This is a genomic window from Paenibacillus wynnii (genome assembly GCF_030812855.1).
Lineage (GTDB): Bacteria > Bacillota > Bacilli > Paenibacillales > Paenibacillaceae > Paenibacillus_AQ > Paenibacillus_AQ wynnii_A.
Window position 1 is genome coordinate 171,252 of sequence record NZ_JAUSTK010000001.1, and the last position, 14,558, is coordinate 185,809.

At 47.7% G+C, this 14,558-nt stretch carries 14 protein-coding genes; 5 read left to right on the forward strand and 9 right to left on the reverse strand.

All coding sequences use genetic code 11. From position 1 onward, the window contains the following. Positions 1-61: 61 nt before the first annotated feature. The 6 genes from pyk to J2T20_RS00695 all read right to left on the reverse strand — a co-directional run bounded on the left by pyk (position 62) and on the right by J2T20_RS00695 (position 8,374). Complete coding sequence (gene pyk / locus J2T20_RS00670; RefSeq protein WP_307584589.1) at positions 62-1,486, reverse strand: pyruvate kinase; 1,425 nt, start codon at positions 1,484-1,486, stop codon at positions 62-64. A 332-nt stretch (positions 1,487-1,818) separates the two neighbouring features. Next, positions 1,819-2,820, reverse strand: a complete 1,002-nt coding sequence (locus J2T20_RS00675; protein ID WP_307584591.1) for an acetyl-CoA carboxylase carboxyltransferase subunit alpha — start codon at positions 2,818-2,820, stop codon at positions 1,819-1,821. Position 2,821: 1 nt separating this feature from the next. Continuing rightward, complete coding sequence (accD, locus tag J2T20_RS00680; protein WP_307584592.1) at positions 2,822-3,715, reverse strand: acetyl-CoA carboxylase, carboxyltransferase subunit beta; 894 nt, start codon at positions 3,713-3,715, stop codon at positions 2,822-2,824. A 77-nt stretch (positions 3,716-3,792) separates the two neighbouring features. Continuing rightward, on the reverse strand, positions 3,793-3,981 hold the full coding sequence (locus J2T20_RS00685; RefSeq protein ID WP_307584593.1) for a glutamate decarboxylase: 189 nt from the start codon (positions 3,979-3,981) through the stop codon (positions 3,793-3,795). A 161-nt stretch (positions 3,982-4,142) separates the two neighbouring features. After that, a complete protein-coding gene (locus tag J2T20_RS00690; RefSeq protein ID WP_307584595.1) occupies positions 4,143-4,631 on the reverse strand; it encodes a phosphatidylglycerophosphatase A family protein in 489 nt (162 codons plus the stop codon). A 68-nt stretch (positions 4,632-4,699) separates the two neighbouring features. Next, positions 4,700-8,374 carry a DNA polymerase III subunit alpha gene (locus J2T20_RS00695; protein WP_307585084.1) on the reverse strand — a complete coding sequence of 1,225 codons (3,675 nt, stop codon included), beginning with the start codon at positions 8,372-8,374 and terminating at the stop codon, positions 4,700-4,702. Positions 8,375-8,521: 147 nt separating this feature from the next. Between J2T20_RS00695 and J2T20_RS00700 the strand changes: the two genes are divergently transcribed. From J2T20_RS00700 to J2T20_RS00710, 3 genes are all read left to right on the forward strand, one after another. Further along, the gene (locus tag J2T20_RS00700; RefSeq protein WP_307584597.1) at positions 8,522-8,845 is read left to right on the forward strand and encodes a YtrH family sporulation protein; all 324 of its coding nucleotides are present in this window, start codon (positions 8,522-8,524) and stop codon (positions 8,843-8,845) included. 4 nt (positions 8,846-8,849) lie between these two features. Continuing rightward, positions 8,850-9,353 (forward strand): hypothetical protein, encoded by a 504-nt coding sequence (locus tag J2T20_RS00705; protein WP_307584599.1) that lies wholly within the window; start codon positions 8,850-8,852, stop codon positions 9,351-9,353. Between the two features lie 73 nt (positions 9,354-9,426). Beyond that, positions 9,427-9,738: a YtpI family protein gene (locus J2T20_RS00710; RefSeq protein ID WP_307584600.1), complete on the forward strand. Its 312-nt coding sequence runs from the start codon at positions 9,427-9,429 to the stop codon at positions 9,736-9,738. Between the two features lie 58 nt (positions 9,739-9,796). Here J2T20_RS00710 and J2T20_RS00715 read toward each other — a convergent pair whose 3' ends face one another. Both J2T20_RS00715 and J2T20_RS00720 read right to left on the reverse strand, forming a co-directional pair. Continuing rightward, positions 9,797-11,131 (reverse strand): DRTGG domain-containing protein, encoded by a 1,335-nt coding sequence (locus tag J2T20_RS00715; protein WP_307584602.1) that lies wholly within the window; start codon positions 11,129-11,131, stop codon positions 9,797-9,799. A 98-nt stretch (positions 11,132-11,229) separates the two neighbouring features. Continuing rightward, positions 11,230-11,514 (reverse strand): hypothetical protein, encoded by a 285-nt coding sequence (locus J2T20_RS00720; protein ID WP_307584603.1) that lies wholly within the window; start codon positions 11,512-11,514, stop codon positions 11,230-11,232. 192 nt (positions 11,515-11,706) lie between these two features. Here J2T20_RS00720 and J2T20_RS00725 point away from each other — a divergent pair, with 192 nt between their 5' ends. Continuing rightward, positions 11,707-12,285 carry a hypothetical protein gene (locus tag J2T20_RS00725; protein WP_307584605.1) on the forward strand — a complete coding sequence of 193 codons (579 nt, stop codon included), beginning with the start codon at positions 11,707-11,709 and terminating at the stop codon, positions 12,283-12,285. A gap of 337 nt (positions 12,286-12,622) precedes the next feature. Here J2T20_RS00725 and J2T20_RS00730 read toward each other — a convergent pair whose 3' ends face one another. After that, positions 12,623-12,967 (reverse strand): YlbF family regulator, encoded by a 345-nt coding sequence (locus J2T20_RS00730; RefSeq protein WP_307584607.1) that lies wholly within the window; start codon positions 12,965-12,967, stop codon positions 12,623-12,625. Positions 12,968-13,184: 217 nt separating this feature from the next. Between J2T20_RS00730 and J2T20_RS00735 the strand changes: the two genes are divergently transcribed. Beyond that, positions 13,185-14,552 (forward strand): YheC/YheD family endospore coat-associated protein, encoded by a 1,368-nt coding sequence (locus J2T20_RS00735; protein WP_307584609.1) that lies wholly within the window; start codon positions 13,185-13,187, stop codon positions 14,550-14,552. The last annotated feature ends 6 nt before the right edge of the window (positions 14,553-14,558 follow it).

Sequence of the window (14,558 nt, forward strand, 5' to 3'; positions counted from 1 at the left end):
GGTGAGTTACACACCATTGCTTTTTGGATAGAACATAAATAGGGATATACTCCCGAAAAATTTAAGCGTTAGGAATTTGAGTTACTTTAACCAAGTTCGTGGAACCGGAACGTCCCAACGGGATACCCGCTGTAATAACAACTAGATCTCCACCTGTAACCAGGCCGGAATCAATTCCGCCTTTTACAGCAGTTTCAAGAAGCTCGTCCGTAGAAGAAGCTTCCAAACCATGAACCGGAGTTACGCCCCATACCAAAGCCAATTGACGCATAGTTCTTTCTTGAGTCGTTACCGCGATGATCGCCGATTTAGGACGGTATTTAGAAACTACACGAGCGGTGTGGCCTGTTACAGTCGAAGAAATGATAGCCTTAGCGTTCAGATCCAGAGCAGAAATGGCAACGGATTGACTGATTGCTTCTGTAACTGTTGTTTCTTGTGCGATTTGTTGCTTCATGAAGATTTCGCGGTGGTTAAGAGCAGACTCAGCTTTTTCAGCAATACGGGACATTGTAAGAACGGATTCCACTGGGTACTTACCAGCAGCTGTCTCGCCGGAAAGCATGATTGCATCTGTTCCGTCAAAAATAGCGTTAGCTACGTCACTCGCTTCAGCGCGGGTAGGACGCGGGTTACGTTGCATGGAATCCAGCATTTGAGTTGCAGTGATAACTGGTTTACCGGCAATGTTACATTTTTGAATCATCAATTTTTGAGCCAAAGGTACATCTTCAGCTGGAATTTCCACACCGAGGTCACCACGTGCAACCATCAGGCCATCGGAAACCGCTAATATCTCGTCAAGGTTGTCAACACCTTGTTGGTTTTCGATTTTGGAAATAATTTGGATGTGGGCAGCATTGTGTTTCTCCAGCAACGCACGAATTTCGAGAACGTCGCTAGCTTTACGAACGAAGGAAGCGGCGATAAAATCGATGTCCTGTTCGATCCCGAAAAGAATGTCGTTGGTGTCTTTTTCCGTAATACCTGGCAAGGAGATGTGTACTCCTGGTACGTTAACACCTTTTTTGCTCTTAATCGTACCGCCGTTAACAATACGGGTTTTGATTTCTGTGCCTTGAACGTCAACAACTGTCAAACCAATCAGGCCGTCATCGATCAGGATCGTGGATCCTACTTGAACGTCTTTAGGAAGGTCACTGTAAGTAATCGAGATACGGTTTTGATCTCCAAGGATTTCTTCCGTAGTCAATGTCAGGTACTCATCCTGAACCAATTCAATAGGTTCTACAGCAAGCTTGCCTGTGCGAATCTCAGGTCCTTTGGTATCGAGCAGGATAGCAACTGTTTTGTTCAACTCTTTGCAAGCTTGACGGATCGTTGTGATCCGGGCACCATGTTCCTCGAAATCACCATGAGAGAAGTTCAGACGAGCCACATTCATACCAGCCAAAATCAATTTCTTTGTGTTTTCCAACGATTCACTTGCAGGACCAATCGTACATACAATTTTACTTTTGCGCATTAAGTTTTCCTCCGTTTTTTCGTTCTCTCTGTCTCACTTTTTCCAACTACAAAATCTACTATAACATTAAGCATTCTCATAGGAAGTTTGTCACATACTTCCTTGACTGCACCCTAATGAATATTACTGCAAGTGGGACACAAAATCAATGTTTTCGCGACCTTTTCGTGTGAATAATAGTCGAATTTTGTGTAAACCCAGAAAAAATAAAAATAACCCCGAAGTACATCCGGGGTTATTTGTCGAAAAAAAATGACAACAAGGCCAATACCCTATAAACAGGTTGGACTAGTATAGATTTATGTCTTAAAGTGCAAATGATAACAGCTTCCTTACTCCTCGATCACCATGGCTAATTCTGAGGAGATGATCTCCTGCTGACCTTCCGAAAAGGATCCGATCTTACGGAATTTAAGGTACCTGTCCTCTTTTAGAGCAACGCTATCCAGACCAGATAGTTCCTGTAGATGTCGCCAAATTGCATCCTTAGTTGCTGCAGCCGTCGCTTCATAATCACGATGTGCCCCGCCCTTAGGCTCCGGAACAATCTCCTCGATGACCTCCATACCCAACAAATCAGCCGCCGTAATCTTCATCGCTTCTGCCGCCTGATCCGCCTTGCTTGCATCCTTCCAAAGAATAGATGCTGCACCGTTAGGGGAAATCACTGAATAAATTGCATGTTCCAGCATGAGTACACGGTTACCTACAGCCAATGCCAAAGCTCCACCGCTGCCGCCTTCACCGATGACTACACAAATAACTGGAACACCAAACTGGGACATTTCCCGTAAATTGTGGGCGATTGCCTCAGATTGGCCTCTCTCCTCGGCTGTATTGCCGGGATAAGCGCCTTTTGTATCAATAAGTGTAATTATAGGCCGTTTGAACTTGTCCGCCTGCTGCATCAAACGAAGCGCCTTACGGAAGCCCTCAGGGTGAGCACTGCCGAAGAAACGCAGAATATTCTCTTTCGTATCCTTACCCCGCTGCTGGCCGATAATCGTAACAGGTAAACCGTTCAGCTTACCGATACCGCCTACAATAGCAAGATCGTCACCAAACATGCGGTCCCCGTGCAGCTCGATAAAATCAGTAAAGATTAAATTTATCAGATCCAGAGAAGTAGGTCGACCCTGATGACGAGCAAGATGCATTTTCTGTGAAGGAGAAATATTGGAATAGACCTCCTCCTCCAACACACTGTACCGCTCTTCCAGCCGGGCAACCTCATCACTGAAATCAATTTCCTTTTCTACCCCAAACTGCTTCAGTTCGGCTATCTTTTTACGCAATTCAACCAGAGGCATTTCAAAAGGCAACTCTCCTGCCAAGCTAAAATCCCCCTTTCACGTCATGCATTTCCAAAATTTTAGTTAGTGTAGCACGCATTTCCTTACGGTGTACAACCAGATCAAGCAGGCCATGCTGCAGATTAAACTCAGCTGTTTGGAAGTCATCCGGCAGCTTTTGACGAATAGTCTGTTCGATTACGATTCGACCGGCAAAGCCAAATACCGCTCCTGGTTCTGCAATAATAATATCTCCCAGACTAGCAAAGCTTGCAGAAACGCCGCCTGTAGTAGGATCTGTAATGATTGATATAAACAATCCACCCGCTTCATGAAACCGGGCAAGTGCTGCACTTGTCTTCGCCATCTGCATAAGACTTAAGATACTCTCCTGCATTCTGGCTCCGCCAGAGGTTGAGAAAATAAGCAGCGGCAATTGTTTCTCGGTCGCTTCCTCAACGGCGCGGGTAATTTTCTCCCCAACCACCGATCCCATGCTGCCCGAGAAAAACTCAAAATTCATAACCGCTACAATAACCGAATGGCCCCCAATACTACCCTGACCAGTAATCACGGCGTCGGTCTGACCTGATTTAATTGACTGCTGCTCCAGCTTGGAAGCGTAGCCGGGAAATTGAAGCGGATCAACCGAGGACATTTCACTGTCGAACTCGATAAAACCCTCTCCATCTAGTGTTATTGCAATACGCTCTGAAGCGTTCAGACGCATATGATGGCCACAGGACGGACATACCTTTAAGTTTTTTTCCAGCTCTTTGCTGTACTGGATCGTACTGCACTTGCTGCATTTACTCATTAGCCCTTCAGGAATCTCCCGTTTAGGGCGTTCTCCATCAGACGGTCCACCGTTCCGCTCCACACGCTCTGAAGGAATAGTCGCGTACTTTCGTTTTTTCTGAAATAAATCTTTGAACACGGGGCGCACCTCTTCAGCCGTTTATTTGCGTTATGCAGCTTGCTACTGTCATGACTGCTCTTACGTGTTTGTATAAATCAGGGATGCAGAATCAGATTAAGGACTTCCTGCACTTCCTCAAGCTCTCCAGAAGGCACCAGTATTTCAAATTGCTGCTTGGACATATTAATCGGACGGCACTTCACCATGAATCCTTCTTCTGTTAACTTGCTCTTAATCATATCCGCCACTCTGGCGGTTGGTGCGATATAGATTACCGTCCACATGCCCTGCAAGGCCTCCCCAATCTTAATACCCAGCCGTATCCCGTATAATGGAATCATGATAACACAGTTTTCTTTTTTCCCGCAACAGGAGAGATCGCTAGATTAAAGACCAGGGCAAGCCTTAACTCAGAGAAGCTTCGCTTCAACATTTTCTCTTTTTCTTAAAGAAGAGGATATACCTTGGCTCCTTCATGACGGTGCGCAATCCGGGCGGAAGCCGCAGCGGCCACCCCGGCAACGAGATCATCCAAAAAAACATGAATGCTGTTTTTATCGTCATTTAATTGGCCAATAATGCCAAGCTTAAGCTTATCCAAATATCCGAAACCTGTCAGACCAATCATCCCATAAACATTGGTTATGCCAAGCGCCAAGGTCTCATCCGCTCCATAAAGGGATTCATCTGCTTCCATAACCGCCTGCAGCGGCTGCGGCAGCAGCCCCTTCTCTGCCAGCTCATCTAGTGCAATACCCGTCATTAGTGTGTACTGTACCTCTCTCTTGCACAGAACTGCTTTGACACTGTTCACACATTCTTCTTCTCTTAAATTTGGGTAATAGGGTGACTGCAAGATATATACAACCTCAGCGATGGCTGAAATTGATACTCCTCTGCGCTCCAGTAATTCTATCGCCATTTGATATGACATATAATTCTCCTTTCCGCTACTTGCTGCCGATGGTTTCCTAATGTATGCGGAAAGAAGATGAAATGTTCTTATTTTATTCTCACTGAGCCTGCACCGAGCATCTCCTCAATTTCGGCAAACAAGGCCTGAGAAGGCTCGATCCGGTAGCTGTCACTGAGCGCTAGCAGCTTTTGCTCACGCTCATAAAATAGCAGGGTTGATACAGACCCAGGATGAGTTTGCAGCAGCTGCTTCAGCCTGGATAAAAGAGCTGCATTCTCCGATTGCGGCGTGATCTTGATGAAAGCCCGTTGGGCAGGCTCACTACTGCCCTGTGGCTTCACGATCCGGGATGTTGACTCTATTGGCAATGGGGCCGTCTGCGCCGCTCCGGCTTGACGTGAAGCTTCTGGAGCTGCACTCCGGGACGCCGGGGTTCGCTCCACGGCAGAGTCTCGTGTTCCCGTACGGGCAGCACTGCCAACTGCGGCCCCGGCTGCATTACGCGCCCCGGCGGAAGGCCGAGAGGCTGCTGCACTGCGCCGCTGAAGCAGGCCGTGCAGCGCATCCACTGCGATCGGCGCCACTTCCTCAGCCAGCAGCTTGAAACCTTCGTCCCCTTGCTGTACTTTGGCTCGCAGAGCCAAAAGCGCCCCCTTCTCGATCAGACCTCGACTGCGTTTCCACACCTCGGGGAAAAGTACGACCTCACAGCGCTCAATCTGGTCCTCCCATTCAACAAAAGCCATAGATTTGCCTTGTTTCGTCGTAATTTCCTTTATGGATACCACCATGCCCGCCGTTACCGTTTGGCTCTCATCAGGGACTTCACCAAGATCCATCAACCGCTGGAGCCCGATTTCTTCCAGAAGGTCTGCAGTATCATCCAATGGATGTCCTGATAGATACAACCCCAAGAGCTCACGCTCCATTTCAAGCTGCTGTGCTCCCGTAAACCTCGGGATATCCGGATAGCGAATTTCCCAGTTCGGTGTCTCTACCAGATCGTCGAACAGCTGGATCTGCAGTTCATCCCGTTCCTTGCGCCATTTCACTGCGGCATCAACCGTCTCGTCTAGCATCGCCAGCAGTTGTGCCCGGTGCCCTGGGAGACGATCGAAGGCGCCCGACTGGAGCAGCGATTCAACGACACGCTTATTACATACCCGAAGATCAACCCTGCGGCAGAAATCCAACAGACTGTCGAAGGGCCGTTCTTGCCGTACCTTCATAATATTTTCAACGGCCAATGTCCCCACGTTCTTAACCGCAGCCAGTCCGAAACGGATATGTCCCGCATCTTCACCGGTAACCGGAGTGAATAGCACACGGCTTTCGTTAACATCGGGTGGAAGAACAAGAATCCCCATCCGTCGACACTCCAGTACATATTCAGCCACCTTCCGGTGAGTTCCCATCACAGCAGTAAGCATAGACGACATAAACTGCACTGGATAATGGGCTTTGAGATAAGCCGTTTGGAAGGACAGAATCCCGTAGGCCGCCGCATGGGCGCGTGGAAAGCCATAATCAGCAAATCGTACAATCATATCATATACGGCATTTGCATCCCTTTCTCCATATCCTTGCTTCAAGCTGCCCTCGACAAAATGGCCTCGTTCCTTATCCAGAGTCTCCCGTTTTTTCTTAGATACAGCTCGGCGCAGCAAATCCGCTTCTCCGAGCGAGAAACCCGCCATCAAGGAGGCAATTTGCATAATTTGCTCTTGATAAACGATAATCCCATAGGTATCTGACAGGATCGGCTTCAAATCCCGATGTGGATATTCCACTTCTACCTGACCGTGTTTACCTTGAATATATTTTGGAATAAACTCCATCGGACCCGGGCGGTACAATGCGAGTACAGAAATAATATCTTCAAAAACATTGGGTTTCATATCCTTTAGAACCCGTCTTACCCCTGCGGACTCCAACTGGAACACACCTGTTGTTTCCCCGGCTCCAAGCATGTCATACGTTTCTGTGTCATTGTCGGGAATCCTGCGGAAATCAGGTGTTTCACCTGTCATTTCACGAATCCAGCTCATACACCGCTCAATAATAGATAATGTACGCAAGCCCAGAAAATCCATCTTAAGCAGTCCAACACTTTCCAAATGCTCCATTGAATACTGCGTTAAAGCCGTGCTTTCGTTCCCCTCCTGCAGTGGCACTGCATCGGTTAGAGGGCCTTTTGAAATCACCACTCCGGCAGCATGTGTCGAAGCGTGTCGAGGCATCCCTTCTACTTTCATCGCCATGTCGAGAAGTGCTCTCGTCTTGGGATATCCATCATACAAGGCCTTTAGTTCTGGAGTGCTCTCCAGCGCACGGGCAATACTGATGCCCAATTGACCCGGGATAAGCTTGGCTGCTTTATCGACCTCCCCGTAAGGCAGATTCATTGCCCGCCCAACATCACGTACGGCAGCCCGCGCCGCCAAGGTCCCAAACGTGATAATCTGCGCCACATGCTCATCGCCGTACTTATTAACAACATACGCGATAACTTCCTCACGCCGTTCGTCACTGAAATCGATATCGATATCGGGCATGGTAATCCGCTGCGGGTTGAGAAAGCGCTCGAATAAAAGATTATATTTAAGCGGATCTACATCGGTGATCCGAAGTGAATACGCGGTAAGACTTCCTGCCGAGGAGCCCCGTCCGGGTCCTGTAGCAATACCCTGGCGGTGACAGTAGGCAATAAAGTCCCACACAATTAGAAAATAATCGCTGAAGCCCATATTTTCTATAACGTCCAGCTCATAAGCCAGACGTTTCTTGGCGTCCTCCCTTTGTTCTGCCGATGCCCATCGCGGGGTATCACTGTAGCGTTCCTCCAGCCCAAGTGTGCAAAGCTCCCTCAGATAAGCGGACGAATCCATACCTTCCGGTAGCGGAGCATAAGCTGGCAGAATATGCTTACCAAACTCCAGCTCCAAATTGCACTTTTCCGCAATAATCAGACTATTCTCAAGTGCTTGTGGGACATGCGGGAATAAGGCTGCCATCTCCTGTCCGCTTTTCATAAACAACTGGTCGGTCCCAATCTTGAAACGTTCCTCATCATCCACCGTCTTGCCGGTTCCGATACAGATCAGCACATCCTGTACTTCCGCATCTTCTCTGGCCAAATAATGGACGTCATTGGTTGCTACCAGCGGGATGCCACATTCCGCAGACAAGGCAATCAGCTTCGGATTTACTCTTTTTTGCTCCGGTATTCCATGGTCCTGCAGCTCCAGATAAAAGTCATCTCCGAAGATTTCCTTGTAACGAAGCGCAGCCTTCCGCGCCTCCTCATCACGCCCGTGCAGTAAATGCTGTGGCACTTCCCCGCCCAGGCAGGCACTAAGGCAAATGATCCCCTCAGAATATGAGGCAAGAACCTCCATATCAATCCGCGGCTTATAGTGCTGTCCTTCCAAATGTCCGATGGAGATCAGCTTCATCAGGTTCTTGTAGCCTGTCTCATTCTTAACAAGAAGAATTAAATGATAGATCGGTTGATCCTTGCGGCTTCCCCGTTCACGCCTTGAACCTGCAGTTAGATAGGCCTCACAGCCGATGATCGGCTTAATGCCTTTCTCTATACACGCTTTATAAAAAGGGATTGCCCCGTACATCACTCCATGATCCGTTAATGCCAGCGACTTCATGCCATATTCGTCTGCCTGGCGTACTAAATCCGTGATACGTGCCGCCCCATCCAGTAAACTGTATTCGCTGTGCACATGCAGATGCACGAAAGGGCTCATCATCCCACTTCCTTTCCTTCAAAACTTCAAGCATAGATGAAACTATTTTATCATATTAGGGGGGGAAGCGCCCATAGAATGGAGAGAGAGCACAGGGACAGGCAGACTTACTAGCTTCAGCCGCGTCCGGAAAGGAGCAATGACTTTATGAATCTATTTTTGAGCAAAGCCGTTCTCGATTTCTTCATCGCCTTCGGTATCGTTCTCGGTGGAGCCATGCTCGGCGGAGTCGGTGCTGTAGTCTCTTTACAGCCGCCTACCCAAACCATGCTCGACGTGGCTGACCGAATCAAAATTTGGGCATTGGCCGCCGCCGTCGGCGGGACCATTGATCCTATGCGAGTCATCGAGAGCAATATGCTGGGCGGAAATCTTTCCCCCGCAATCAAGCAAATTATGTATCTCGTATTCGCCTTTTTAGGAGCACACATGGGTAGTGAGCTCGTCAAATGGGTATGCGGCAGGGGGTAAGATCATGAGGATGCCACCCTTTCAACGCTTTCGCCGCTTCTCTCAAATTTCGGCGGTATTCGTGCTCGGAATGGTCGTGGGAACCATAGTCTACAATGCCATTTACCACATGGGATATAACGTGCTATGGCTGAACAATCAGGATTTGCGCGTACAGATAGAGGAGTACGAGAAGGATATTTTGACACTCAAAAAATACAATAATACCTCCACTGTGATTCGGCAGATCAAGATCCGTTCTGAAACAGGTAAAGTGAAAGAAGGAACTGCCACCCTTGATCCCGTAACAATTAATGAAATTATCAGAGAAATGAGTTCCGACCTAGAACCGATGCGCGGACGCAGCGTATTCGATATCGATACCGATAGTAAAATGGCCCGCCTTTTGCTGGATGGTAAACTATACATTGTGAGGGATAAGGAATATGCCGTAACGATTCGCACCATGCTCGTTATGGAGGGCGTTCTGCAAATATGGGTAGAAATTAATCCCTACCGCCGCAGTTGAGAGCAATCGTGTTACAATATGAATAGGTTGGTTTTATTCATAGACATCATATCTTATAAGGAGCGGCCCCTCCATGATCATGATTATTAAGTATCTTTTGTTTATCCTGCTGGCGATATTTGCCATCAATGCTGCCATCTTCAGCATTGCCTCCCGCCGAGCCACTGATCCCCTTGTTAAAGGGCAGAAGCGTTCGATTATGAATGTACTGATGGGTGCTATGCTGGTCGACCTTGCGCTTATGGCTATGTTTCTTTTTCACGGCTCTACCCTTGCCATTGTGGTGGAAGCGCTTTTTATCCTTATAGGCCTATTCAATATTTTCTCGGGACTGCGCAGCAATGGCTACTACAGTCGAATGAAATCTGGTTCTTCCGTCAAATAAAGCTAAAAATAGACTATCCTCAACATAAAACGAGAATAGTCTATTTTATTAAATTCGATTATTGATGATCTATCGATTGCAGCATCATAACGGACTTGGCCACCAAGGTATCCATATAGGTGATCTCAATCTCCAGCTTGCAAGTACGGCGGCTGCTCTCCAGGAGCCTTGGCATTACAATAACCGGTTCCTCGATTTGCACAGGACGCACGAAATACGTAGACATATTATCCAGTACATAATCGTTGCCTGTAAGATCCTTTGCCGCTTTGAACGCCGAGAGCGTCATTAACGTGGACAGCACACCCTCCGAGATCGTTCCAAGATCGGTAGCCATTTGCGGTGTAATGAACCCATGAAAAAACAGCCTTCCTTCATCGTCCCGCTCCTCCGCAAAACCGTTCCACATGAGGTGGTCAAAGGTCTCGCCCAGTTGAGGCTGGTTGCGTACATCACGCAGGCTTTGAAGTACTTCCTTACGGGTTAAAGAGCCAACCAGTTTACGATTGCGGTCAACGATAGGTAAAAAGTCTATACTTTCCCACATCATAATCTGAGCTGCCGAAGCTAATGAGGTCTGCAGCCCAGCAGTAATAGGATTACGGATCATGGCTTTTTCTATGCTCTGCTCCTCTAGCATGGACTCTACATCACGACGGCCCACGATGCCGATTACACGATTCCATTCATCGGTTACGGGAAATCTCATATCCCCGCTATCCAGGGATAGCTGGCGAAGCTCTTGCACGGTACTTGAGATTTTCAACGTATTCAAGCGCGGTTTGTTCTCCACGATATCCTCAACAAGCATTATTTTCTTCTTAATCAGCCGATCAAAAATGGCACGATTAATCATCGAAGCCACTGTAAAAGTATCATGGCGCGATGAGATCACAGGTAGATCCAACTGATCTGCCAGCGCCTTTACCTCACGGCTTGTCCCAAATCCGCCTGTAACAAGCACACCCGCTCCCTGCTCCAGCGCAAGCGAGTGCACATCATCACGGTTACCTACGATCAGCAGGCTGTCTGCATCAATATAACGGATCATCGCATCGACCTTCATGGCTCCAATTACATATTTATGGAGATGCTTGCTCAGACCGTTTACGCCTCCCAGCACATGCCCTTCAACGATGTCCACGACATCCCCAAAGGTAAGCTGTTCGGAAATGTTCCGCGGCTTCTTCTCCACTCGAACGGTACCGATCCGCTCTTTTGTAATGACAATTCCCAGATTTTCTGCTTCCTTAACTGCTCTGTAGGCGGTCCCTTCACTTACAGACATTTCCTTGGCCAGCTTACGGACTGAAATCTTCGTCCCTACCTTTAAACTTTCTATATGCTGCAGCAATTGCTCGTGTTTTGTAATTGCATCCACTTGCCCTTCCATCTGTAACACCCCCATACCCCCATCTGTACTATACTGTACTTATCTTAACTGCTTTTGAGGGTATTCGCAATCGTTCGATGAACAGAGAGGTAGAGAATTTAGGACCGCTGTGTCACGCTTCCCTCTTCCTTCCACTTACCTTGCCAGCGATCCAACTTGGCCTTACGTACGGCTTCCAATCGCTTGGTTTTCTCCTCATCCACACCGAGTATAAAATGCAAATGTGCCGCTATGACCAGAAAAGCAAAAGAACACCAAGCGATGCCGAAGCCGAATACAAAACCTGACTCCACTCCGAGGGACAGCTTAGGCAGCGCGTAGAGCAGCATCGCGAGCGCCAGTAGAAGATAGACGAAATGCTTGAACTTGTTTCTTTTTTTCATTAAATGGACAGCTCCTTTATAAAGCAGAATCTATATATCTACTCTATGACTGCACCTTTGAAATTATGAGACAAGTCTTCGTAAAGTGCGCTAGGAATTCGGAATATACAATGTCTTCATGGTATAAGCTTTATATGGTAAATAGAATTTTTTTGTGAGATGATGACATCATTCTAGGGAGGCGATTTCAAGGTGACTCAAGCATTTAATCATACCCACTATATTATCCGAAAAAAGGTGTTTTCCATCCTGGGTGCAAAGCTTCATATTTATGATAGTTCTGAAAATCTAGTCCTTTACTCTCAAATGAAAGCATTCAAATTAAAAGAGGATATTTCTTTATACACCGATGAGAATATGGATAAGGAGCTTGTGCGAATTAAGGCCCGCAGTGCAATCGACTTTTCCGCTACATATGATGTTGATGATTCAATCACAGGTGAGCATGTGGGTGCCCTTCGCCGTAAAGGTCTCAAATCCATACTTAAGGATGAATGGGTTATTCTAGATAGACATGATTCTGAGATTGGAACTATCAAGGAAGATAGCACCTTTAAGGCACTACTTCGGCGTGTTATCAACCTGATTCCGCAAAGCTACAATGTTGAGTTGGATGGACAAACAATAACTACTTTTAAGCAAAATTTCAATCCGTTTGTAACCAAAATCAACGTTGATTTCTCCAATGATCCGAAGCTGCATTTTGACCGCCGTTTGGGACTTGCCGCAGGCATACTGCTGTGCGCGGTTGAGGGGAAGCAGGATTCATAAGAGGGTTTGTACATGGCGACTCTTTGAAAATACTCTGAAACAGAGGGTGCTTTCTGAGTGGACGCTCCGCGAACGGAACGTTGTTACAATCGCTGTTGTGTCCAGATTTTTTTCATTCCCCTTAGCGGTGAAAATCCGGACACAAAGGCGAACGCTCCGCTTTTCCACAATCGTTCCGTCCTCTCCGCTGCTTGCAGCGGGACCCATTTTTGTGACAGCTTTGCACTTCGAAGCTGTAAAATAGGATAAAACAAGCCAGTTTCCCGGTTATTTGGAGACTGGCTTGTTTTGGTTTGTGATCCGTGGCTGCCTGTTCCAGCAGCAGGTCACTTAACTATTAACCCTCAGCACCATACAAGTGCTGTAGACTTTCGGAAATAATTTTGTTCACATCCTCAATAACAACACTGAGACGGCGTTCGGCTTCGAACAGACGGCGAATGCCAAGATTCAGATTCAGCACCTCGAACAGCTTCTCCATCTTTTCCATTTCCTCTTGCGGAGGCATTTCTCCACTCATCATCCGCTGCTGCATCTCCATTTGACTATTACGGAAGTTTTCCAGCATACGCTTGCTCTCCGGATCGGATTCTACCAGCTTCATCGCACTGGTTATATCTGCAACTTCACTGCTGCCTTTGATGGCCTTGGCTAATTCATGTGCTTTGTCATAAACATTCATGCTTATTCCTCCTAAAAGTAGATAGATAAAGTAATCAATCAAGTCTTAACGTTTGGTGAACATAGCTTTTTCATTGAGTAAATTTCAGGCATAACAGCGCCCTTTTAGAAACTGGGTCAATCACCAAGGGTCAGATGTCTCCATATGATAAATGATATGTAACCCTTAAGGTTATCAAATTGCCGGCATCATGCTGCCTACCGGAAGGAGATCCACGATGTCTAAGCTTAAGATCCCGGTTCAAGCGGTTCAATCGGGCATCCTGCAGGAAAATGTAGTAATGCTTGGAGACCGGACCATGAAAAGACTCAAAATTCCGGCACACGTACCGATCCAGCTAGCCTTCGGTTCTTTCCGGCAGGAGGTTACTGTCATCTCGGCCCCCAAATCTGACAGCCTTCGTGTCAGCGAAGGGTTGGCACGGCGCATGGGATGGAGAGCACGTCATACGCTGAACGTCTCTTACAGCTCCGGAAGCCGTACATTACGGCTAGGTCCGCTGATTGGAGTTCTCGTCAGCCGTGACCATTCGGATACACCCGACAGGGTATTTGGGCCAATTACTATGTTCTGCCGGGAACTGACCCATGCCTGCCGCACACAGGGCGCATATGTATATTTCTTCACCCCAGAAGCGATGGAATCCCGCAGCTCTTCTATCCAGGGCTGGGTATACGATGAAGGCTGGCGGAAGCTCAACCTTCCGATTGCCGATGTGATCAATAATCGGCTAACTTCGCGAAAAGTTGAGAATAAACCTAGCGTACAGCATTTTTTGGCTGATGTAAAATCGCGGTTTGGTACTCATTTCTTCAATGAGAAATTTCTGGATAAAACGGAGGTATTCGATGCCCTGAGGCAAGATGCCACACTTCAACGGTATTTACCCGAATCTCATCAACTTAGTGGATATGCTGTATTAAAAAGGATGTGCAGTCAACATCCAGTGGTGTTCCTGAAGCCGATTCGGGGCAGTCTTGGCAAGGGGATCTTGCGAATCTCCCGTGAGGAAGGAGGCGGCTTTCGACTGCTCTCCACCACACCTCTCGGCACGAGGAAGCAGAGCTACCCTAACCTGACGAAGCTGTTCCAGTCCCTTGCTACGAAGATGAAAAGCACACGCTATCAGATTCAACAGGGCCTGCCCCTAATGGAACTGGGGAAACGACCGGTGGACTTTCGGGCACTTGTACAAAAAAATAACACCGGCAAATGGGGCGTAACCTCCATAGTCGCCCGCACTGCCGGAAATAACCATTTCGTCTCGAATCTGGCTCGGGGCGGCAGTCTTAGTACAGTCCGTGAAGCAGTCAGTAAGAGTAATCTTCCGCCTGCCGCGAAACAAAGCGTACATCTGGGACTTCCACGGGCGGCTCTCGCCATCGCTCGCGGTATCGAAACCTATATTCCCGCCCATTTCGGTGAACTGGGCATTGATCTCGCGCTCGACCAATCTGGGCGAATTTGGCTGCTCGAAGTGAACTCCAAGCCATCCAAGAACGATAATACTCCGCTGAATGATCAAAAAATAAGGCCGTCCGTCAAGCAAATGGTCCTGTATTGCCGTTATCTGGCCGGTCTATAAGGAGGA